Source organism: Aerosakkonema funiforme FACHB-1375, assembly GCF_014696265.1.
Lineage (GTDB): Bacteria > Cyanobacteriota > Cyanobacteriia > Cyanobacteriales > Aerosakkonemataceae > Aerosakkonema > Aerosakkonema funiforme_A.
Window position 1 is genome coordinate 1 of sequence record NZ_JACJPW010000044.1, and the last position, 23165, is coordinate 23165.

At 44.4% G+C, this 23165-nt stretch carries 12 protein-coding genes; all 12 read right to left on the reverse strand.

What is annotated here, in order from left to right; genetic code table 11:
* A partial coding sequence (locus tag H6G03_RS17860) for a filamentous hemagglutinin N-terminal domain-containing protein (RefSeq protein WP_242060424.1) occupies nt 1-225 on the reverse strand: 225 nt, incomplete at its 3' end.
* 14 nt (nt 226-239) lie between these two features.
* Nucleotides 240-2693 carry a two-partner secretion domain-containing protein gene (locus H6G03_RS17865; protein ID WP_190466042.1) on the reverse strand — a complete coding sequence of 818 codons (2454 nt, stop codon included), beginning with the start codon at nt 2691-2693 and terminating at the stop codon, nt 240-242.
* A complete protein-coding gene (locus tag H6G03_RS17870; RefSeq protein WP_190466045.1) occupies nt 2690-5338 on the reverse strand; it encodes a two-partner secretion domain-containing protein in 2649 nt (882 codons plus the stop codon). The genes H6G03_RS17865 and H6G03_RS17870 overlap by 4 nt, the downstream gene beginning before the upstream one ends.
* Before the next feature lie 62 nt (nt 5339-5400).
* Nucleotides 5401-7827, reverse strand: a complete 2427-nt coding sequence (locus H6G03_RS17875) for a two-partner secretion domain-containing protein (RefSeq protein WP_190466049.1) — start codon at nt 7825-7827, stop codon at nt 5401-5403.
* Nucleotides 7828-7893: 66 nt separating this feature from the next.
* Nucleotides 7894-10350, reverse strand: coding sequence for a two-partner secretion domain-containing protein (locus H6G03_RS17880; RefSeq protein ID WP_190466053.1), 2457 nt, complete (start codon nt 10348-10350; stop codon nt 7894-7896).
* A gap of 52 nt (nt 10351-10402) precedes the next feature.
* Nucleotides 10403-12835 (reverse strand): two-partner secretion domain-containing protein, encoded by a 2433-nt coding sequence (locus H6G03_RS17885; protein WP_190466056.1) that lies wholly within the window; start codon nt 12833-12835, stop codon nt 10403-10405.
* A gap of 37 nt (nt 12836-12872) precedes the next feature.
* On the reverse strand, nt 12873-15413 hold the full coding sequence (locus H6G03_RS17890) for a two-partner secretion domain-containing protein (RefSeq protein WP_190466057.1): 2541 nt from the start codon (nt 15411-15413) through the stop codon (nt 12873-12875).
* A gap of 43 nt (nt 15414-15456) precedes the next feature.
* On the reverse strand, nt 15457-18078 hold the full coding sequence (locus tag H6G03_RS17895; protein WP_190466061.1) for a CHAT domain-containing protein: 2622 nt from the start codon (nt 18076-18078) through the stop codon (nt 15457-15459).
* A 21-nt stretch (nt 18079-18099) separates the two neighbouring features.
* Nucleotides 18100-20295 (reverse strand): CHASE2 domain-containing protein, encoded by a 2196-nt coding sequence (locus tag H6G03_RS17900; protein ID WP_206756636.1) that lies wholly within the window; start codon nt 20293-20295, stop codon nt 18100-18102.
* A gap of 131 nt (nt 20296-20426) precedes the next feature.
* Complete coding sequence (locus H6G03_RS17905; RefSeq protein ID WP_190466069.1) at nt 20427-21218, reverse strand: DUF928 domain-containing protein; 792 nt, start codon at nt 21216-21218, stop codon at nt 20427-20429.
* Nucleotides 21219-21442: 224 nt separating this feature from the next.
* Entirely contained in the window at nt 21443-22195 is a 753-nt protein-coding gene (locus H6G03_RS17910; protein WP_190466073.1) for a DUF928 domain-containing protein, read from the reverse strand.
* Between the two features lie 338 nt (nt 22196-22533).
* Nucleotides 22534-23085, reverse strand: a complete 552-nt coding sequence (locus H6G03_RS17915) for a Tic20 family protein (protein WP_190466074.1) — start codon at nt 23083-23085, stop codon at nt 22534-22536.
* Between the last annotated feature and the right edge of the window lie 80 nt (nt 23086-23165).

Genomic DNA, 23165 nt, shown 5'->3' on the forward strand with positions numbered 1-23165 from the left:
AGCTTCTTTACCTGTCGGAACCGAAAATTCTTGAAAGCTGTGAAACAAATTGCTACCAGCACGAGTACCGCCTTCAATCGTGAAAATATCGCCGTTGGTGGTAACGGTAGAATTAACTGGTAAAGTGGCATCTGGTGCGATCTGCGCGGATGTAGAAACAGCGAGCGAACACGCCGATAAGGTGAACAAGCCACCAAAAATCCACTTTGAATTAGCACAATTCATTGACTTATCTCCGGTTAATTTGAAGCGCAAATTATATTTTGGGTTGGTTCTAATTGGCTCAGATTAGTCACCAGGATTACGCTTCCATCCGGGCTAACAGTAAATCCTGTTGCTTCTCGAACAAAGTAATTTGGTAATAAGGAATTATTTATTTCCGATGTTTGATTTTCCCTACCCAGTAAACTACCCACAGTTCTCACCTGCGTGACTTCGTAGGGAATTATTAAACTATCTGGTGTTTCGGATAAACCACCGTTACCAGTCGCAACAAACCGCCCTTGTTGCCCGTTACGACGATTCAAGCAACTGCTAGCTATTACTGGCGCTTCCGTGACAAAATTATTATTCACCACGATCGGGATATGCTTTGCCTCTAAATTAGGGTTGGAGATATTCACCGTACCGCTCAATCCCAGTTCGGAAGAGGCAGTAATGTTACTGTCAGAAGAACGAAAAATACCTTGAGTAGTGATGTGAATATTACCCCCATTCCCTTGAACGGCATTGGCAATAATGTCGCTATTTTCTAGGCTAACCATCACCGGTGCATTCAGGGTGATGTTGCCTCCATTTCCCCTGCCTCCTGCTTCTGCACTGATAAAACTCCCACGACGCATTTGCAAAAGGTCAGCAATCTGGAGGTTAATGTTGCCGCCTTCACCGACTTTGGTAGAGGCTGAAATATTGCCCCCGGTGTCCAGTTGGATTCGATCGGCATTAATCCTCAAAGTGCCGGCATTGCCCAGTCCTTGGTTTTGCACAAAAATTCTGGCATCATTGCTCACTTTCAGAACAGGTGTGTCGATTGTCACCTGACCTGCATCTCCACGGAGATCCCCTCCAAAACCCCTAAAACTAAGCCCAGCCGCACCAATATAGCTAGTATCTTGCTGGGAGACTCGATCCTTAACTTCGACCGACTCAGACGCATCGATCCTGAGCGTGCCGGCATTTCCTCGATCTAAAGTAGAGGCTGATAGAATTCCACCATTTTGAACTGACAAAGTACGGGTGTTAATAGTGAGGTTGCCTGTATTTCCAGAGCCAAAGGTTGAAACTGAGAGTAGAGAAGGGGCTGTAGTCACTCCATATACACCTCCAGGCGGAGGAGTCGGACTAACGATAAGGATGCTATCTGCCTGAACCGTAAGATTGCCACCCGGCCCCAAGTTATAGGTTCTAGCTCCCACCTGGCCGCTATTGGTGATAGAAAAGTTTCGGCTAGTGATGGAGACATTCCCTCCAGCACCATCGGCATGAGTTGTTGCAAAGATTTGACTACTTCCTGAAAAGAGTCCTATCCCTGTTTGACCTGAGACGTTTAACTCGTTGGTAGCATTCAAAATGATGTCACCCCCCCGACCATTGCTAAAGGTACGGTTGCGGACGACACCTCCATTCTGAATCTGGATCAGAGGAGATGTCAGGGTAATGTTTCCCGCCGCTCCCGTCGATCGTGTTTCACTGATGACACTGCTAGGGTTGCTTAAGTCTGGGGCAATTCCGCTAATGTGCAACGATTCGATCGCGTTGACTGTAATATTGCCAGCCGACTGATTGCCCTGATTTTGTACCAAGACCAGTGAGCCACTTTCAATATTGACTTGTTGGCCTTGCATTTGCACTGAGCCGGCAGTGAAGCCGCTTACATCAGCCAGGGCCTTTTGGTCGATCTGGATGTTGCCGAAGCGGTTGGTCGCTGGATAGCTTAACGCAAATCCCTGTGGGTGGGAATTAAGAATGGCACTGCCATGAGTGACACTCCCTAATTCAATCCGCCCTCCAGATGCTAAGAGCAATCCCCCCTCCAAAGACAAATTGCCACCGATTAAGGCAAGGGTGTTTCCAGGTTTAACCTTTAAGTTGTATGAGTCGGGATTCAAGCCGGAAACGTCGGTAAAAAAAGTAAATCGTGCAGTGTGTCCTGTTCCTTGCACGACAATCGTTCCGGGGTTGCTGCCAAGTTGCAAGCCAACTGGCACGTCGATCGTGAGTAATGGTGTGCTGCTGGGATTGGTGGGGCTAAACTTTATCCCATCTGCAAAAACCACACTCTCCGCCGTAGTGCCAACAAATGAGCCACCAATATCCAATCGGGCATTGGAGCCAAAAATAATGCCGTTGGGGTTGAGTAAAAACAGATTTGCATTCCCATTGGCGCGAATAATTCCGTCAATGTTAGAAACGTTGCCCCCAGTGACCCGAGTGATGATGTTTTCTATACTTAAGGGATTGTTGAAGAAGGCGGCGGTGTCGGTGGGGACCGAAAATTCTTGAAAGCTATGGAAGAGATTGCTACCAGCGCGAGTACCGCCCTCAATCGTCAAAATATCGTCGTTGGTGGTAACGGTAGAATTAACTGGTAAAGTGGCATCTGGTACGCTCTGCGCGGATGTAGAAGCAGCGATCGCACACGCTAAAAATGTGAATATGCTACTCCAAAAACATCTCGAATTAGAATTATTCATTGACTTATCTCCAGTTGATTTGTAGCGCAAATTATATTTTGGACTGGTTCTATTTGGCTCTGATTATCAACCAGGATTACCCTTCCATCCGGGCTAACAGTAAATCCTGTTGCTTCTCGAACAAAGTAATTTGGTAATAAGGAATTATTCCTTTCTACCGATCGATTTCTTCTACTTTGTAACTGATTGACACTTCTTACCTGTACTAGGTCATAGGGCATCGACAAACTATCTGGTGTTTCTGATAACCCACCATTACCAGTTACTACAAAATGTCCTTGTTGCGTGTTGCGACGAGTCAAACAAGTACTGGCGATTACAGGCGCTTGACTGACAAAATTATGAGTCGGAAGTACCGCTACGTTTTGGGTATTCAAGTTAAGAATCGAGATATTAATATTGCCACTCACACCCAATTGAGAAGAAGCGGTGATATCGCTATCGGGAGAAAGGAAAATAGCTTGTGTGGCAATTTGAATATTACCGCCCTGTCCTTGTAGGGCATTAGCAGTGATGTCGCTGTTTTCCAGATCGGTTAAGGTATCGGTAGAGATCGCAATATTGCCTCCGGTAGCCGTTCCCGTAGCGTTAGTGGTGATTTCGCTGCCGCCACGCATCAACAAAGAATTAGCGTTCAAAGTAATGTTACCTCGATTACCTGCTGCTACTTCCGATCGCAAACTGTTGCCCGCTTCGAGATCGATGCGGTTGGCATCAACGTGCAAGTTACCCGCATCGCCGCCGCCAGTGTTGCTGACGGAAATTTCTCCCCTGTCGCGGAGGTTGAGAATATTGGCAGTTAAGGCGATCGAACCTGCATTGGCAGTAGTAGTGGAGGCAGCGGTAATACTGCTGGGGAGTTGGCGACCATCGGCTAACGGTTGGGAGATGCCTTCTATGTCAATTCGATCGGCTTGCAAGTTGATATTACCAGCGGCTCCATTTCCTAGCGTTGATGAGGTGATTTGTCCGCCGTTGAAAACGTGCAAAGTCTGCGTGTCCAAAGAGATATTTCCACCCTGACCGATTCCCAATGGGCCAACGGCAACCGTGATGCCACTAAGGGTTTTGCTAAAACCATCGATCGCCGCATCGCTGAGTTGCACGTCTATGGCTTTAATTTCAATATCTCCAGCATTGCCAGTTCCAGACAAACCAGTGGAAATCGTGCCGCCATTGGAAAGTAACATCCGTCCGGTATCGATCGCGATCCGACCGCCTTGACCAGTTGTACCCGGTTGTACTCCACTGAATACACCACTGGTAACACCATTAGGAGCGTAGCCGCTAATTTCCAAGCTTTCGGATGCTCTAATCGAAATATTTCCCGCCGTACCGTTAGCCCCTGCTCCGATCGCTCCTAGCACGTCAGCGCTAATCCTGGCACCATCTAGCAATCGCACTCGTTCGGCTTCGATCGAAAGCTTTCCACTCTCCCCCGTTCCACCAAAAATTAAAGTGTTAATAGTACTCAAAAACATAAAGTCACCGGGCTTTTCAAAGAAAAAGGGAGAAGGAAATGGGTTATAGCCTTTGACTTCTACGTCAGTAGCTCGAATCGTGATATTGCCAGTTTTAGAACCATCGCCAGAAGAACTAGATTGAATAAAAACGCCATTTAGCACCCGCAAGCGTCCGGTTGCGATCGTCACATCCCCTGCTCGACCATCTGCCCGCAATCCCGAATCGGGTGGAGCAGACACGGATGTGGCAATACCGTGGTAAGGGGGAAATTGTACGGGGGCAGGAGTGCCGAATAAATCGACGAATTCCGTAGTTTGCACGGAAATCCCGCGTCCCTGTCCGGACACCGTATTAGATAAAATATGGGAATTCTCTTCAATTGTCAGACCCCGACCGCGAATGGCGATCGCGCCGCCATCATTACCGCTAGCATCGATTAAGGACGATCGTTGCAAGGAAATCGTACCCCAGTCAGCCGCAGTAGTAGGACTGCTCAGTTGCCATTGTGCGAAATTATTGAATCCCACCTCCGCATTCCGCACCGCCCACAATTCCACTCGTCCGTCTGGAACAGCCAAGTTTCCGCCAGTTATCACGATCGCGCCACCTACCAAAGCGAGGGTCTGACCCGTTGGTAGAGCTAATCCTGCGGAATTGATTCCCTCTACTTTAATTGGGCCCGCATTGGCTCCCAATTGCAGTCCGATGGGAGTGCTGATTGTCAGCACTGGTGAGGTAGTGGGGTTGGTAATGCCGTACAAACTACCATCAGCGAACTTAAAGCTATTAGCTGTGGAAGCAACAAAAGAACCATTAATATTCAGCCGTGCATTAGGGCCAAAAATAATGCCGTTGGGATTGAGTAAAAATAGATTGGCATTACCTAAAATTCCTAACGTGCCATTGATGTTAGAGGGATTGCCACCTATTATTCTGGTGAAAATATTGATAATTCCGGCTGGGTTACTGAAATAAACACTGCGGCCAGATTCGATATTAAATTCTTGAAAACTGTGGAACAAATTGCTACCGCGAATCGTACCACCATCGATGCGATCGGTATTAGTTTCGACATTTGGCGTGACGGTAGTTCCGACAGTGCGATCGGACAGTATCTGACTGCTAACTGGCGCATCTAGTAAAAGCACAATTGGCAATACTAATAGCGAAATAAATTTCATAAAAACCTTCCTAACACTGGATTATTTTGAGAAAGCAAAATAGATTTCCGCAGACAAACAAATTATTGGCTACAAGTTAATTCTGTAGGAGAAGCCATTTCACTTTTGGCTACCACTAAGGCTAATTTTCCATCTGGTGTAAACGCCAATCCCGTTGCTTCTTGAATTGCAGAATTTGTTGGCAAGGAATTGGTAGGTTCTATTGGTTGATTTCTGGTAATTTGTAACTGCCTGACAGGTACGATCTGTCCTACCTCATAAGGCATCAGCAAATTCTCTGGTGATTCTGACAATCCGCCATTACCAGTGGCGACAAACCTTCCTCGCTGAAGGTTGCGCCTGGTCAGGCAACTACTGGCAATTGTTTGGTCTTCCTTGAGAAAACGAGTCGAGAATGTTACCAAAACTTGATGTTGCTCTAAATTAGGAGTAGAAATATTGACGAAACCACTTACTCCCAATTGGGAAGAGGCAGTAATACTACTATCAAAAGAGCGAAAAATACCTTGAGTAGTAATTTGAATATTCCCACCTCGACCTTGCATAGCATTGGCGGTAATGTTGCTATTTTCTAAACTGGCGATCGTGGCAGCATTGAGGGCAATATTGCCGCCATTGCCACTACCACCTGCCTCTGCACTGATAAAGCTACCGTGACGCATCTGCAAGGAATTTGATATTTCAAGGTTAATATTGCCACCTTCGCCCGATCGGGTAGATGCCGAAATCCTCCCCCCATTATCCAGTTGTATCCTACCAGCATTGATATTGAGGACACCTGCTCTACCAGAAGCCATGTTTTGAACGAAAACCGTTGCGCCATCAGTGATGTTCAGGACGGGGGTGTTAATCCTGGTAGTACCTGAATTAGCAGTGGAAGGTTGATTAAAAGCAGCAAGAACGGCAGTACCAATATAACTCCGATTCTGTGCATCTTTAATCCCGATCGCCTCGATCGATTCAGACGCATTAATCGTCAGCGAACCTGCATTTCCCAAAAATCTGCTAGAAGCAGATACTCTTCCCCCCGATCGCACTGACAGCGTGCGGGTATCAATGGTCAGATTTCCTGCATTACCAATCCCGAAGGTGGCAGCAGATAGCAGGCTAAAATAAAGACCTCTTGGCGCTTCCAAGCTCGTTACTTCAATCGTATCTGCCTTCACCGCGACATTGCCGCCATTGCCGCTTCCATAAGGTCTTGCTGCCACGTTAGCACCCCCCGAAATCGACAGGTTTCGAGTAGAAATGGTCAGATCTCCACCTTTTCCATCCCCGTTGGAAGCGGCTAAAAGCAAGCTAATTCCTCGAAAAACGTTAGGATCTCCGGGTGTATAACCGTTTACTCGCACGTCATCGGCATTGACGATAATGTTGCCACCAGGCGCGGTACTATAGGTGCGGTTGAGGATAAAACCACCGCGATCGATAGTTAGTTGCGGGGTGGTAATCAAAATGTTTCCCGCTGCACCATTCGACACAGTTTCATTGATTAAACTGCTGGAACTACTAAAATCTGGTGTTTTGCCGATTACCTGAACTGAATTCGTAGCATCGATCGCGATATCGCCTGCGGTGAGATCGCCTTGATTTTGTACTAATACGATCGAGCCATCCGAGATTTTAATTTGTTGCCCTTGAATGTCGATCGCACCTGCATTAGTGCCAGCAACGGAAACTAAAGCGCGGCGATCGATCTCGATATTTCCAAAGCTAGAAATATTAGGATAGCTAATTGCAAATCCTGCGGGAATGGCATTTAGATCGACACTTCCGACCGCGACACTTCCTAACTCAATCCGTCCTCCTGGTGCGGAGAGTAATCCGCCATTCAAAGCTAGATTACCACCAACCAAGGCAAGGGTTTTCCCTGGTTGCAGCTGTAATCCGACTGTAGTGCTGTCCAATCCCGAAACGCGAGCAGTATCGCTTAACCGTGCGTTGTGTCCCGCGCCTTGGACGACGATCGCTCCTGGATTGCTCCCAAATTGTAAGCCGATCGGCACGCTAATTGTCAGTAGAGAAGAAATTTGAGGATCGCTAGCACTGAAAAAAGCGCGATCGGCAAAGTTAATTCGATCGGCTGTTGTCGCGACAAATGAACCTTTAAGATCTAGTCTCGCTCCCGCACCGAAAATAATGCCGTTGGGATTGAGCAAAAATAGATTGGCATTACCTAAAACTCCTAACTTACCATAGATGTTAGAAGGATTGCTACCCGTTATTCTGCTAAAAATATTGATAATTCCTTCTGGGTTGCTGAAATAAACACTTCGGTCAGATTCGATATTAAATTCTTGAAAACTGTGGAACAAATTGCTGCCGCGAATCGTACCGCCATCGACGCGATCGGTATTGGTTTCGGCATTTGGCGTGACGGTAGTTCCGACAGTGCGATCGGGTGTTATTTGACCGAAGCTTGGCAGCGCGATCGAAATCTCAACTGGTAACAAACAAAACCAAATCAAGCGCAATTTAGTTAATTTCATAATGGTGTTACTTCCCCGAAAATCTAAGTTTTTCAAATTCTGAATTGATAGCAAAAGGTAAATCGATTAATTGCTACAAGTTAATTCTGTAGGAGAAGTAATCTTATCTTGTGTTACCACCAGTGCTAATTTTCCATCTGAGGTAAAATTCCATCCATTTGCTTCTTGAATTGGGCGATCGGGTTGCCTAGTATTGGTTGTTTCTGACGCTCGATTTCCTCTCGCTTGTAACTGTCCCACAGTTCTCACTTGGGCTGCCTGATAAGGCATCGCTAGACGATCTGGTGTTTCCGATAAACCACCGTTCCCAGTCACCACAAAGCGTCCTTGTTGGCCATTGCGTTGAGTCAAACAACTACTGGCAATTACTGGTGCTTGACTGACCAAAGTATTGGCAGGAAGAACGACCAAATTTTCTGGCTGCAAGTTGAGATTGGAAATGCTCACGTTGCCGCTAATTCCCAATTGCGAAGAAGCGGTAATATTGCTGTCGGCAGACAGAAAAATTCCTGCGGTAGTAATTTGAATGTTGCCGCCGTTTCCTTGCAAAGCATTAGCGGTAATATCGCTATTTTCTAAGCCCACAATGATAGGAGAAACGATCGTCATATTACCCCCATTGCCACTACCACCAGCAGTGGTGCTAACACTACTACCATTACGTGCGATCAGGGTATTAGTTCGCAAATTCATACTACCACCTTCTCCCGAATTAGTGGCTGCTGCAATTGAGCCTGCGCGATCGAGCCGAATAGAATTGGCATTAATCAAAAGATTGCCAGCATTGCCAACTCCTTCATGGCTAACGCTGACAATTCCACCGTTGCTAAGCTGCAATCGTGGAGTGTTGATGATTAAATCTCCCGTGTTACCCGTGGGAAATGGTGGCAACCCATACGTCTGTTGAAAAATGGGAGGAAATACTGTAGCCCCAGCAGTAATTTTGCTGGGTTGACCGGAGGCTGAACCAACGCCGCTTACTTCGATACTAGAGGCAGCATTAATCATCAAGTTACCTGAATTTCCATAGCTTTGAGTAGCAGTGCTGACAGTTGCACCATCCCGCACGCTGAGTCTAGAAGTATCGATCTTGAACTGACCCGTATTTCCGAGATTGAATGATGTCACTCCGATGACGCTAGGAGTAAAAATCAGCGGATTTTCTCCTAATATTTCAATCGATTCAGAAGCGTTGATCGCCAGATCGCCTCCCATTCCAATACCGTAAGTAATAGTTGAGATAGCACCCCCATTTTGGATCGTTAATTGCCTAGCCGAAACTCGCACATCACCACCTTTACCAGAACCATAGTTGAGCGCTGCTATGGCGCTTGCAAATGTGGGCTTAAGTGAGGAAAAACCCAGAATTTGCATAGAATCTTTAGCCTCGATCGATACATTTCCCCCCGCTCCAGCCCCAAAGTTTCTGGCTGTAACTACCGCCCCATCCTGCAATAAAATATTGCGAGCCGACACCACCAAATTACCCCCAGAACCCTTGTCCAAATTGTCGGTACTTAATAAGCTAATGGTAAATCCAGAATTGGTATATCCTTTCATTTCCAAAGACTCGGAAGCATTCACAGTAATATCGCCCGCTCCCGTATTACCTAGATTGAGTATCAGTGCCACAGAACTCTCAGTGAAGCTGATATTTCTACCCTGTAAATGTATGGAACCACCCAACTCACCACTAGCATTAGCAAGGGCTTGTTGGGAAAATCGAATATCGTTAAATTGTTGAATATTGCCATAATCAAAACTCCATTGGGGAGAATTGATATTGAAATTGACAGTGCCGTTACTCGCACTACCGAGTTCGATCTGTCCGGATTCGGCAGTTAATACACCCCCATCTAAAACAAGATCTCCTCCCACCAGTGCTAAGGTGTTGCCAGGAGTAACTCGAATTCCCAGAGGATTGTTACTGGTATCGATCGGTGTGGTTAAGGTTCCAATCAAACGATGTCCTGTGTTCCGAACCGCAATCTCACCTGGGTTTTCTCCCATCTGTAAACCAACAGGAATGCTCAGAGTTAATAAAGGTTTTGTTATCGGATTGATGCCGCTAAATTCGACTCCATCAGCAAATTTAATACTATTGGCAGTTGTACCAAAAAACGAACCACCAATATTCAATTGAGCGTTAGGGCCAAAAATTATTCCTGCCGGATTGAGCAGAAATAAATTTGCACTTCCATTGGCTTTAATCAAGCCGTCAATGTTAGAGATATTTCCACCAGTGACCCGGCTGAAAATATTTTGAATGTCGATCGCGTTGTCGAAAATTGCCGCTCCACCTGTAGGTACGGAAAACTGACTGAAGCTATGAAACAAGTTATTGCCGACTCGATCGCCATTAGTAATCGTAAATTGATTATCAGTTTGAGAAACCGTAGTCGAGAGCGTACCATCAGGAACCAGCGATGGGTTGACAACAGGTATGCTTTGCGCTAAATTAGAAGAATTGCAAAAAATAACTAAGTGCCAACCAATAATTTCTGCTAATAAAAGTTTGTGCATAAAATCAATTACTCCCTTTAATTTGTTGAAATAATTGCTATTTTTCCATCCGTTAAAAGGAACAAGTTAAATCATCAACCGGACTAGGCTGAGTCTGATTGATGACCAATATTAATTTTCCATCTGGGGTAAACGCCAATCCAGTTGCTTCTTGAATTGAGCGATCGGGTTGCTTGGAATTGTTTATTTCTAGCGCTTGGTTTCCTCTCGCTTGTAACTGTCCCACAGTTCTCACTTGGGCTGCCTCGTATGGCATCGCTAGATTATCTGGTGTTTCCGATAAACCACCATTACCAGTCACCACAAAGCGTCCTTGTTGAGCATTGCGTTGAGTCAAACAACTGCTGGCAATTACTGGTGTTTGATTGACCAAAGTATTGGCAGGCAGAAATACTAAGGTTTCTGGCTGCAAATTAAGATTGGAAATGCTCACATTGCCGCTAATTCCCAATTGGGAAGAAGCGGTGATATTGCTGTCGGCAGAAAGAAAAATGCCTTCGGTGGTAATTTGAATGTTGCCACCTCTTCCTTGAAAAGCATTAGCAGTGATATCGCTGTTTTCTAAGCCAACAACGATCGGAGATGCGATCGTCATATTACCCCCATTGCCACTACCACCAGCAGTAGTGCTAACGCTACTACCATTTCGTGCAATCAGGGTATTAGTTCGCAGATTCATACTGCCACCTTCGCCCGAATTAGTAGCTGCTGTAATACTGCCAGCGCGATCGAGCAAAATAGAATTAGCATTAATCAAAAGATTGCCAGCATTGCCAACTCCTTCATGGCTGACGCTGACAATTCCACCGTTGCTAATCTGCAATTGTGGAGTATTGACGATTAAATCTCCCGTGTTACCCGTAGGAAATGGTGGCAACCCAAATGTCTGTTGAAAAGTCGGAGTCAGAACTGTCGCCCCAGCACTAATTTTACTGGGTTGACCTGAGATAGCACCCACACCGCTTACTTCGATGCTAGAGGTAGCGTCGATCGTTAAATTACCTGCATTTCCCGGACTTTGAGTAGCAGCACTTACATTTGCACCATCTATTACTATTAGTCTAGAAGTATTAATTGTTAATTGACCTGTATTTCCCCGAAATGATGTCATTCCGATTCCAGTAGGAGTAAAATTAAGCGGATTTTCTCCTCTTAATTCGATCGAATCAAAAGCATTTACTTGAATATTTCCTCCTGTTCCAAATCCGAAAGCAACACTCGGAATAGCACCTCCATTTTGGATAGTTAATTGCTTAGTTTCAATCCAAACATTGCCTCCCCGTCCAACGTTATAAAAGTTGAAAGAATCAATACCGCTTGGCAAGCTTGTATTAATTGCTGAAAAACCATCGATTTTAATGAAATTTGTCGTATTAACATAAATATTTCCCCCTACCTCTCCACTAAAATTTGTCGAAACAATTGCGCCGCCATCCTGCAAAAATAGTTCGCGAGCAGACACCAAAATATCGCCGATAGCACCATTGCCCAAATTGTCGAGTGTCACTCTGGTGTTGGAAAATCCATCAGTACCGACTTTTCGCAATTCCAAAGATTCGCTGGCATTAATGGTAATATTCCCAGAGCGGCTATTACCCAGATTGGTTAATGCTACGATCGACCCCTCATTGAGGCTGATATTTCTGCCTTGAAGGTGAATGGAACCACCAGGGGCACCACTCGCATCAACGAGTGCTTGTTGGGAAAATTCGATCTCGCCAAATTGTTGAATATCGCTATAGTCAAAACTCCAAGTTTTTTCACTCAATTTGAAATTGACAGTCCTGCTACTGGCACTACCGAGTTCGATCTGTCCTGACTGGGCAGTCAATAAACCCCCATCTAAGTTTATATTTCCTCCTACGAGGATCAAACTATTGCCATAACTGACTCTTAATCCGACAGGATTATTTTTGAAATCAAGCCGTATCAATATATTATCATTTAACCGATGCCCGGTATTTTGAACGGTAATTGTACCTGGGGTTTCTCCCATCTGCAAACCGACAGGGATACTAACGGTTAACAACGGTGTGGCGGTAGGATTGGTAGCGCTAAATTCCACTCCATCAGCAAATCGAATAGTGTCAGCAGTCGTCCCCAAAAATGAACCACCAATATTCAACTGCGCGTTCGGCCCAAATAGTATGCCCGCTGGATTTAGTAAAAACAAATTCGCACTACCATTAGCGCGAATTAAACCATCGATCTGGGAAATGTTTCCTCCTGTGATTCGACTAAAAATGTTTTGGATGTTAGCGGCATTGTTGAAGAATGCCGACCCATTGGTAGGAATAGAAAACTCTCTGAAACTGTGAAATAAGTTGTTGCCTTCAACCGCACCGTTGTCGATGGTAAAATTCAATCCATCAGCAGAGATGACGCTGGTGGAAATGCTGCCATCAGCAGCAATTTGGGCTGCTACAGGTGCAGTGAAAATTACACCGATCGCTCCCAACCAACAAGTTATACGGTAGATATTCATCCGTTGCTCCTTCTTAAATTTGAAGTATTAATTGATACTATAATTCATTGGGATGACAGGGTAAGGGGCGGGGTTGTGCGATATTGCTACGCAACGCCGCCGCAGAATTTACCTTTGCAGTCAGTACCACTTGTCGGTTGGAATTGAGGCTCAACTCAGTGGCTTCAACAACGGGGTCGCCCAATTTCCAAGTGAAAGTGGCAATTGCGGCAGCATCTTGCGACTCCCGATCGGTGATTGCCGCTTGCCCAGTCTCGATCGGTTGTACTTGCACTACTTCGTAGGGCAGCATTGGAGTTGATGGCGTTTCCAGCAATCCTCCGTTGCCCGCGACGACAAAGGTTGCCTTGCTATTGCGTTGGCGTGCCAAACAGCTATTAGCGACGACTCGATCGGTATTGACAAAATTAATGGGGGGAGGTTGTAGAACACCGTGTTGGTTGACGTTGAGAATAGAGATATCAATTGTGCCGCTGAGTCCCAATTGGGAACTAGCACTGATGTCGCTACTTTCGGTGAGTTGGGGACGATTTACCAGTCCGAAGATGCCAGAGGTGGTGATTTGAATATTGCCGCCATTACCTCGAACTGCGTTGGCGATGATGTCGCTATTTTCTAACCCAACCAGAATGGGTGAGTTAATTGACAAATTGCCACCATTTCCATTGGCTTGTGCTGTGGCTGAAAGCAGACTATGCTGACGCAGCAGCAGATTTTCTGGCACGTTTAAGCGAATATTACCCCCATTCCCGGAGGCGGTGGTCGCGGTGATGCTGCCTTCGTCGTTCAAGAAAATCGAGTTGGCGTCAATTTGTACGTTTCCTGCCAGTCCTGGCCCATCATTTCTGACTGTGACAGTTCCCCCATTTGTGATGCGTAATAAAGGAGTATGGATGGTCAGGGGCCCTGCATTACCAGTGGGAATAGGAGGTATTCCAAAGGCAGCCTGAGTAGCCGGATCGGTAATCTCAGCATTGGAAAAAATGCGAGCGGGTAATCCAATCGCACGACCCTGAGTTACGCGACCTGCAATATCGATCGACTCCGAAGCGTTCACTTCTACGCTACCGACTGAACCGCTGGCTAAGCTCGTAGACCCCAAAGATGCGCCCTCTTGAATTACCAATCGAGAAGCGTTGATGACGACGCGATTGGCATTACCAGCTCCCGAAGTCTGGGTAGACAGCGAACTTTCTGAAAATGCCCTTGGGTTGTAACCTGCAACTTCAACTAGATCGGCAGCATTCACTTGGATTGTTCCACTGTCTCCAGAACTGAGAGCTACAGAAATAATTGCCCCAGAATCGAGGATATGAAGATTATCCGTCGATATCGTGATGTTCCCTCCTTTGCCGCTCGCTACAGAAAATGTGACCAGCCCACTATAAATGACTGGCTTGGTGGGGTTAAAGCCACGGATATCGATCGTCCCGCCTAGATTTGCGATAATGTTTGCACCAGCTGATTGACTCCGGCTTCTCGTAATAATTCTGGCTCCATCCTGGAGGGAGAGTCGATCGGCAGAGATGACCACATCTCCTACCTGACCTGTACCGAAATTGTTACTTTGGATCGAACTTGACAATTGACCGTCGGCTGTATTCCCCGTCAAACTGAGGGAGCCTCTGGCATCGATCGTAATTCCACCGGAGGTTTGCGTTCCCAGGTTTTGGAGCAAAGCAAAAGATCCCTCACTCAAGCTAATGTTTTGTCCTTGGAGTTGGATGGAGCCATTACTGCTGCTAGCATTCAGCAGCGATTGTCGTGCCAGATGAATATCGTTAAATTGCGATACGGCAGAGTAATCCCCCACCCAACCCGTAGGAGTAGCATTTAGTCCCACTATCCCTACGCTGACACTGCCTATTTCTAAGTGTCCGCTGCTCTTAGTGGAAATAACTCCGCCGGAGAAGTTTACACCACCGCCAATCAACACCAGAGTTCGATCGATTCCGGCTTGCAATCCCGGCGGGCTATTGCTGGCATTAGCCTGACCAAAGCCAGTGCTATCTGTTAACTTGTTTCCTAGTCCCTGCACGGTAATTGCGCCTGGGTTTTGTCCCATTTGCAACCCAGTGGGTACGCTCACGGTCAGTAGTGGTGATGTGGCTGGATTCGTGGTGCTAAATTCTACTCCATCAGCAAACCGAATACTATTAGCAGTTGTACCGATAAACGAACCATTGAGGTCGAGTTTGGCATTGGCTCCCAAGATAATGCCATTGGGGTTGAGTAAGAATAAATTGGCATTACCCAATACTCCCAAGATGCCGTTAATATTAGACTGATTAGAACCTGTAATTCTACTGAATATATTGGTAATGCCATCTGGGTTGGTGAAATATGCCGATCGTCCGTTTTGGATATTGAATTCGCTGAAACTGTGGAATAAATTAGCACCGCGAACTGTGCCGCCGTCGATGATTTCGCTCGGTATGCCATTAATTTCCAGATTGGGCGTAACTGTAGTAGTTCCTACGGTGCGATCGGGGACGATTTGACCGAAACTTGGCATTTCTAGAAACATCAAATTTGGCAACAGTAACAACCAAATTATTCGGTATTGAATCAATTTCATAACAGCGTTTTCCCCTGAAAACAAACGTCTAACTTCCGGTGAATTATTGCCAATTACCCACTAAAATAAATGGCGACCAAATTGCTGGATGACCGTTAGGATCTTTGATTAGTTTGATTTGTGCTTGTCTCAATGCCTCTGCTTTGGTGATTCCCGGTTGTTGAAGAAGTTTATAAAAGTTTTCAATTAAGGGTAAGGTATCGGCATCGTTGACAAACCAAAGACTGGCAAAAGTGGTTTGGACGCCTGCTCGTAATGCAACACCAGCAATACCCAGAGTAGAGCGATCGTTCCCCGCTGCTGTTTGGCAAGCACTCAGGGTAAGGAGTTCGATCGGGTGTTTACTTTGGCGCAGCACTTCTTCAAATTCATTTAAAGATATTCGCCGATCGAACATTTGCAAGAAGGTACTATTAGGATCGGCACCAAATTTGCCGTGAGTGGCTAAGTGAACTATGGGATAGTTGCCTTTATTAATTTGCTTTTCTAAATTGGCTAAAGTAAAATCTTTATCTAAAAATCGCACTCCTCCCACAATTTCTTGAATACCTTGAGTTTCTTTGGGAACATTCGGTAAGGGAGCAAAAGGAGGAATTTCTGCACTTAAACCAAAGATTAAAGCATTAGACTTAACCAGATTTGATTTTTTATTAGCTGTTAAATGTAAGCCTAGTGTGGTGGCAATAGCGTACTTTTCAACTAAATATTGCTTGCCATCGTACAATGCTGCCATTGGTACATTCCTCAAAACGCCATCGTTAATAAATAGAAGAGTTTTGGGGTTGGCTTTTTCTAAGTCTGCTAGCATTGGCACGATCAGCCAATTATAAACTTTCTGGCTCTCTACTAAGTATTCATCTGTGGAAATATCTTCTAAAGTGAAGCGAAGGCGATCGATTTGGTTTTCTATTTCTTGACGGGATAGAGCTACCTCATACCGATGGACAGAACCATCTGGTAAGCGCAAGATTGAATAGGTGCGATCTTTTAAAATAATCGAGTTGATAACGGCAGTGTTAGTGCTGGCTATTTCCGCAAGCGGATCGCTTTTATCCCGCGCTACTTCTGTACATTCATCCCCGAAAAAGTTTTGCAATTCAGCTAATTGCAATAATTCTACCACTTGCAACGCATCTTCGATTTTGGCTTTGGCATCCTTACCAGCAGATTTTTCACTTTCATTGAGTAATAAACCGATCAGTTCTCGATAAACTGGTTCTACCGAATCTCTCAAGTCAAATTGCAAGTCTTTGCTGGCTGCCGCTAAATCGCTACGAATACTTTGGAGGGTGACGATCGCATCTTTGTAAGATCCAATGGCTAATTCGTTTTGTCCTGTAGCCTTGTAAATTCGTCCCGTTTGTGATTGCCAGCGATAAAGACTATCGGCAGCATTTGCTTGTTGGGCGGCTAAAGCAGCTTGCTGGGTAAGCTGCATAGCTACCGTCCAGTTTTGAACTTGTTCGTAAACTTTTCCTAATGCTCCGACGGCAAATGATTCGGCGCGTTTATCTCCGATATTTCTGGTAATGACGATCGCTTTTTGTAAGGTTTGCGCTTTTAGTTGTTGGTTATTGCGGTTGGCATTGCCTACAATTTCGGCGGCGCTGATTAAAGCATAGGCTTTCTGACGAGAGTCGGATACTCTCTCTAAAAGAGAGATGGCTTGCATGGAATAATTTCCGATCGCATCAGTTTTTGGTGATGGTAATTGCTGTAAGAACTGAGCTAAATTTAATAATGCTTTGGCGTGCATGATTCCGCCTAATGGTTTACTTGCTTCTACGGCAAGTTCGTAAGTTGTGCGAGCAGATATGGCATCTTGTTGGGCTAAATTCGTCAACCGCGCTTCTTCTCGATCGTCTCCTTCCCTTTGTGCGGCATTCATTTGTAATAAATACTGTTGGTAACGACGGTTAAAAACGCTGCCTAAATTGTTTAAATTCGTCGCGATCGCTTGAGTATTTTTCAACGTATTGGCTAAATTTAAACTGGTTTGGTAAGCGACGATCGCTTTTTCCAATTCTCCCGCCGCAGAATAGGTATTTCCTAATGCTCCTTGGGCGGCTATTTCGGTGGTTTGGTCTTGATTTTTACGCGCCATATCGATCGCAGACTGCAAAATTGGCATGGCTTGGCGAAATTGTCCCAAAGCGTTGTAAGCTTGTGCTTGTTCGGTCAATACTTGCGCTAAAAAACGGCGAGATTCTCCATCTGAGGAAGATTGATAAATTTTGGCAGCTTTTTCCCAATTGGCGATCGCTTCTCCTAAATTTCCAATTTGGCGATAAGCAGTTCCTACATTAGTGTAAAGTAGGGCTTTTTGTTTGCGATCGAATGTTTGGTTTAGTGCTGACTGCCAAATTGCGATCGCTTCTTGGTATTGTCCGGCATTATAGCGAATACTGCCTTCGTCTTCTCCGCTATTTTGTGAATTTTTCTCAATCGCTCGCTCGCTGTTATGTGTTAATTTTGTGTCTATAGCAATAGCCATTGATTGAGTAATTAAAATATGCAGCCATAAATACATAAAAACACCGACGCCAAATAATAAAATCCTTCTTCGTAAGGCTGAAAAAGGCAAATTAATGCTGATGATTTTAACTATACTTATTATATTTTGGCAGATGTTTGCTAAATGCCCTAGAACCTGTTTTGATTGCACGATATTACTCCTTAATATGAATCAAATGGGTATTTCAATCACAAACTCTGCTCCTTTTCCAGGAGCAGAAATACAAGTCAATTTGCCTTTGTGGGTTTCCTCAACAATTTGGCGACTGATTGATAAACCCAAACCAGTGCCTTTACCTACTCCTTTAGTTGTAAATAGTTGCTCGAAAATTTTCTGTTGTACGCTTTCCGGTATGCCAGGACCATTATCCTTAATACGAATCGCTACCATAGAATTATCTTCAGATATTTCTGTGCGAATTATAATTATATTGGGATTAGCTTTAATTTCATCTAAAGAGCGTTGTTGGTTGAAATCATCAAACGCATCAATGGCGTTACTCAATAAGTTCATTATTACCTGATTTAATTGGCCTAAATAACAACTTACCGCAGGTAGCTTGCCATACTCTTTAATAACTTGAATGTCTGGACGGTGACTATTCGCTTTGAGGCGGTGTTTTAAAATCATCAAAGTACTATCAATCCCATCATGGATGTTACACGCTACCTTATTAGCTGTATCGCTACGGGAGAAAGTGCGTAACGATACACTAATTTCCTTAATTCGGTTCATGCCAACCTGAGTTGATGTAATTATATTGGGCAGGTCTTCTAAGGTATATTCAAGGTCTATTTCAGTAGCATTTTCTGCGATTTCTGTGCCGGGATTGGGAAATTTTTCTTGATATAGTTTTAAATGCTCGATCAAATCTTGGATATACTCTTGCATATGGGTGAGGTTGCCAGAAACAAAACCGATCGGGTTATTTATTTCGTGAGCAACTCCCGATACTAATTGACCGAGGGCTGACATTTTTTCACTATTGACTAATTGTAATTGCGAGCGCTGTAATTTCTCTAAAGCGTGTTCTAGATCTTTGACGCTTCGATCTAGCATGGTATTCAGTTCGTGCAACTTGCTGACATAAATGTAACTTCCAATTGCTATGGCCGAGCTTAGTAAAGCTAGCAATGGCGATACAACAGGAATCCACCAACCTGCTAAAAAGCTGAAGTAACCGATCGGTAATATAGAAGTGCCTACCAAAAGTATGAGTGCTGTAACTTTGCCGATAAAAAAGTTACCTGGATTGTGTCGCCATTTCCATGCAAACACAGGAATTATCCCAGCCCAAACTAAAATCCATAAGTTTTCTAACAGTTCAGGCCAAACTTGAATTAAAGGCCGATCGTCCAAAACAGAACTCAAAATTTGGCTCGCGATATTTGCTTGAATTTCTACTCCCGAAGTCCGCACCGGACTGCTACTAAAACCTCCGCTGTAAGGCGTGTAAAAAACATCATTCAGGCTATTGGCTTTGGCACCAATTAAAACGATGCGATCGCGAATTAAATTCGATGAAACTCGGTTCTGCAATATATCCATTACCGAAACAGTTACAAATGTGCGGGCAGGCCCCCGAAAATTTAGTAAAATCTGGTAACTTCCCGCATCTGCACGCACGTAGCCACCATCATTTTTCTCAAAAGGAGTAAAAACTGTTTTCCCCAATTGCAGAAAGCCATTTTTGTCTGCTTTAGGGGTAATTCTTCGCTCCTTTAAGTAAAGCATTGCTACCGCTAATCCCAAAGTGGGTAATCCTTCATTACCTTCAGGCATAGGAAAAAGTACGGCACGACGAACTACTCCATCCGAGTCTACAATAATATCGTTAGCACTGACTTGCCCTAATTCGGCAAGCACGGGAGAAGGTGCGATCGCAGAAATATATTTGTCTCCGATCGCTTTTTGAATGCCGATTAAATTAGGAGTACTTTTAAATACTTTTACCAATTCTTTGTAACCGGGTTTTACGGGCAAATTGCGATACAAATCCAGTCCGATTGCTTTTGGTCTTTTTTGCTTAATCCGTTCTATAAGTTCTGCCAAAGTGGCATCCGAAAAAGGCCATTGTCCTAGCTTAGCTAGATCTGATTCTTCCACACTGACGAGCAAAATGCGATTGTCGGTCGGTTCTTGAGGACGCAGGCGAAAGCGAAGATCTAAAGCTGCTAATTCTGAAGGCTGAAACCATCCGAACATTCTGATGGCGATTGTTATTCCTGCTACTCCAGATGTCACTAACGCCACACCTCGCCATTCCCAAGCTACCTTTTTTATTTGGCTGGCTAATATATGGCAATTTTTGAAGGACAACCGCCCCAAAAATTGCTTAAATAATTTAGCTGAAGAATGCTTTATCATTGACAAAAGTCAGAAGTCAGGATTCAGGCGTTAGGAGTCAAAATTCAGGACTCAGGAGCCTAGATTCAGGCGTTATAATTCAACCTGAACTATCTATGCTTAATTTTGAATTTTTGCTCCTGAATTCAGCTTTAATTTCCCGCCAAAATTTGTGGTTGGGAAATGGGAACCTGAGATAAGCCTACTGCATCCAACAAAAAGCGGAGATATTGATAATTTTGTCGATTTTGAGGTTCTACTAAATAAGCTTTAGTAACAGAAGCAATCGAGTCATACCAAATTCCCGATTGTGCGTAAGCGGCGGCAGTTTGGCGAAGCTTTTGTGCATAAGAGTCGCTTTCCGAAGCGCTTTGGCTATTGATTCCAGTTCGGTAGTCAACCCTTGAGATCCAACTTCGCACGTAAATATTCTCTGAGGGACGCTTAGCATTGCACACTAAAGATACTGTCCACCGATATACTTTGCCTGTGGACAATTCTGGCACATTTGGCGGCAGTTCTAGTTGAATAATGCCACTTTTATCGTTGCGAAACTGTTTAACTAGCAATGGTTTGGCTACTCCAGGTTCTACAAGGGTAAACTGCATCGGCATTGATGGCGCTGATGAGACGTACCAGGAGAAAGTGGGACGACCGGAAACGGTCAATCCGATATGATCGTTGGGAATTAGTAATGTGAGCGATCCGAAAGAACCTGAAGGACAGCCTCGCGATCCAGCTCCTTCAGTGCGTTCAATTCTATCTCGACCGACTGGGGGAACATAACCTCCCAATGGATCGGCTGATGCTTTGTTATTCCAGACGCTCAACTGTTTCCATTGTGCAAGCGAATGTTTGCTCGCAATATCGATCGCATCTGTAGATAGCAAAAATGTAAAAAAGGCTGCTCCGGTGAGCATTGCCGTAATTTTGGTATTATTCATTGGTTGAGATTACAAATTGTTAACTATAAACAGCATAAACAGTTTCAAGGCTAAGTTCGACAAGACGATCGTTCGGTCAAAGTCAAAAGTCGAAATTTAGTCTTGAAAACTGCTGAGTAAAAGAATCGGCTTGAAGTGGCAAACTCAAGCGTTTCCCAACAATACATTTTAATTGAAGGGATATCCGTTTTGGTGTAAATTAGCGATCGAAATTTAATAAATTCTCAGTTACTTGCTGCCACTTGCGTTAAACCAACCTGTTCCAGCAACTTATTCAAAGCATCTAAAGCTTGATTTTCGCCTGGATTAGCAGTATAAACCCTGTAAAGGGTGGCTATGGCATCTTGCCAAATACCAGAGCGAGCATATATCAAAGCGCGATCGCGATCGGAAGTAGCAGCAGCAAGCTTTTGATTTAATTCAGGTGAGGCGGAAACTCTTTCTATCCAAGCACGGGCATAAATATTTTCCGAAGGACGCTTTTGGCTGCAAACTAAAGCAACTGTCCATCGATACTGCTTACTTACCGCCAGTTCTGAAACGTTTGCCGGCAGCTCCACCTTAACTATGCCAGCTTTATCAACTTTGAGCTGTTGTTGGAAAATCGGTTGAGTCATTCCTGGCTCTACCAAACTAAACTCCATTGGTACATTGGTCGGATTTGATATATACCAAAAGAATGTGGGGCGACCTGAGACTGTCTGTGCAATATGGTCGCTCGGCGTTAATAATTTTAAAGATACTGGTATAGAATTTGTGCATCCTCGCGATCCACTACCTTCTGTTCTTTGGAGTCGCTCTCTACCGCTGGGAGGAACGTACTGTTTGACCTCGGCTGCATTAGCTATCAATTCATTGCCACTTGCCTGGGGTAAAGAAGAGTTAAATGTGGTAGGAGCGCTTAGTAGCGCTAATGCGCCCAATAAAGTACGTGAGCTGACTCGGACGATCCTAGCAAGGGGATTTAGTTTCAACATAAGCGGATTTAGTTTCACCATAAAAAGATTACCCTTTCACTTATAAAAGAAAGCCTGTTTGGTCACTTGGTTAGGTTAAAGCTAACCTTCTGTCACCATATAGTAAAACTCAAAAGTGAAGAACTTGTGAAGAAATCCACTGTTTAAAAGCCCTCTTTTCCTTGCTTAGCGTTTTCCTGTACATTCTGTGATAAGTAAACCTAATTGATTTTACCATAATTCCTGACCTATGCTTAATTCCCAGCCTAAAAAATCCGTTTTCCGGACTAATTACGCCAGACTTTAAACAAGGCCAACGGAACTGGGACAAAAAAGCCTTTTTACTCTCACCAAATTAATTAATCGCAGCAACTGCGGCTGTGTACATAAGCAGCTTCAGAAATTACAGGAATTTCTGCATAAACTCCCCTCAAAGCTTGGACAATAGAATATAAACAGCTAGCCACTATTCCGATGAATATGGCATCTAAAACTATCTCCAATATAAATGCAGATGAGCTGCTACCTTGCGGAATTCCGGATACTAGCAAACTGTACATACTCGGTAGGTACAATAGATTCAAAAGCTCCATAATTGTCAAAAATAGTTGCACTACGATACTCAGCATCAAAGCCTGCATGATGTTGAAGCGAATAAAATGGTTAATTTTTCCATTTCTCACCAGGAAAAAGTACAAAGCCAAAAATACCATGAAACTAAAATACGGGATCTGACTTCCTAAAAAGGCATACACATACATAACCGGAAATAGAGGTACATAAAACAGTCCTATTATGGGAAACTTTGCCATTAAGAATATTCCCAATACAAACACTTCAATTAGAGGTAGAATGTAGACTACACAAGACCAAAGGCGATCTGGGATGGAAGTGCGTCCGCGCCAAGTCATCGGTTATTCTCCTATCAAAATTAAATTGGTACTTTTTGATTAGGTGAGAAAAGGCCATAAAATAGCCTAGAGCTTGGAAC

What these genes read in the sequence shown, in the direction of transcription:
- H6G03_RS17865 (WP_190466042.1), bottom strand. Translation starts at nt 2,693, where the DNA reads ATGAATAATTCTAATTCGAGATGTTTTTGGAGTAGCATATTCACATTT.
- H6G03_RS17870 (WP_190466045.1), bottom strand. Translation starts at nt 5,338, where the DNA reads ATGAAATTTATTTCGCTATTAGTATTGCCAATTGTGCTTTTACTAGAT.
- H6G03_RS17875 (WP_190466049.1), bottom strand. Translation starts at nt 7,827, where the DNA reads ATGAAATTAACTAAATTGCGCTTGATTTGGTTTTGTTTGTTACCAGTT.
- H6G03_RS17880 (WP_190466053.1), bottom strand. Translation starts at nt 10,350, where the DNA reads ATGCACAAACTTTTATTAGCAGAAATTATTGGTTGGCACTTAGTTATT.
- H6G03_RS17885 (WP_190466056.1), bottom strand. Translation starts at nt 12,835, where the DNA reads ATGAATATCTACCGTATAACTTGTTGGTTGGGAGCGATCGGTGTAATT.
- H6G03_RS17890 (WP_190466057.1), bottom strand. Translation starts at nt 15,413, where the DNA reads ATGAAATTGATTCAATACCGAATAATTTGGTTGTTACTGTTGCCAAAT.
- H6G03_RS17900 (WP_206756636.1), bottom strand. Translation starts at nt 20,295, where the DNA reads ATGATAAAGCATTCTTCAGCTAAATTATTTAAGCAATTTTTGGGGCGG.
- H6G03_RS17905 (WP_190466069.1), bottom strand. Translation starts at nt 21,218, where the DNA reads ATGAATAATACCAAAATTACGGCAATGCTCACCGGAGCAGCCTTTTTT.
- H6G03_RS17910 (WP_190466073.1), bottom strand. Translation starts at nt 22,195, where the DNA reads ATGTTGAAACTAAATCCCCTTGCTAGGATCGTCCGAGTCAGCTCACGT.
- H6G03_RS17915 (WP_190466074.1), bottom strand. Translation starts at nt 23,085, where the DNA reads ATGACTTGGCGCGGACGCACTTCCATCCCAGATCGCCTTTGGTCTTGT.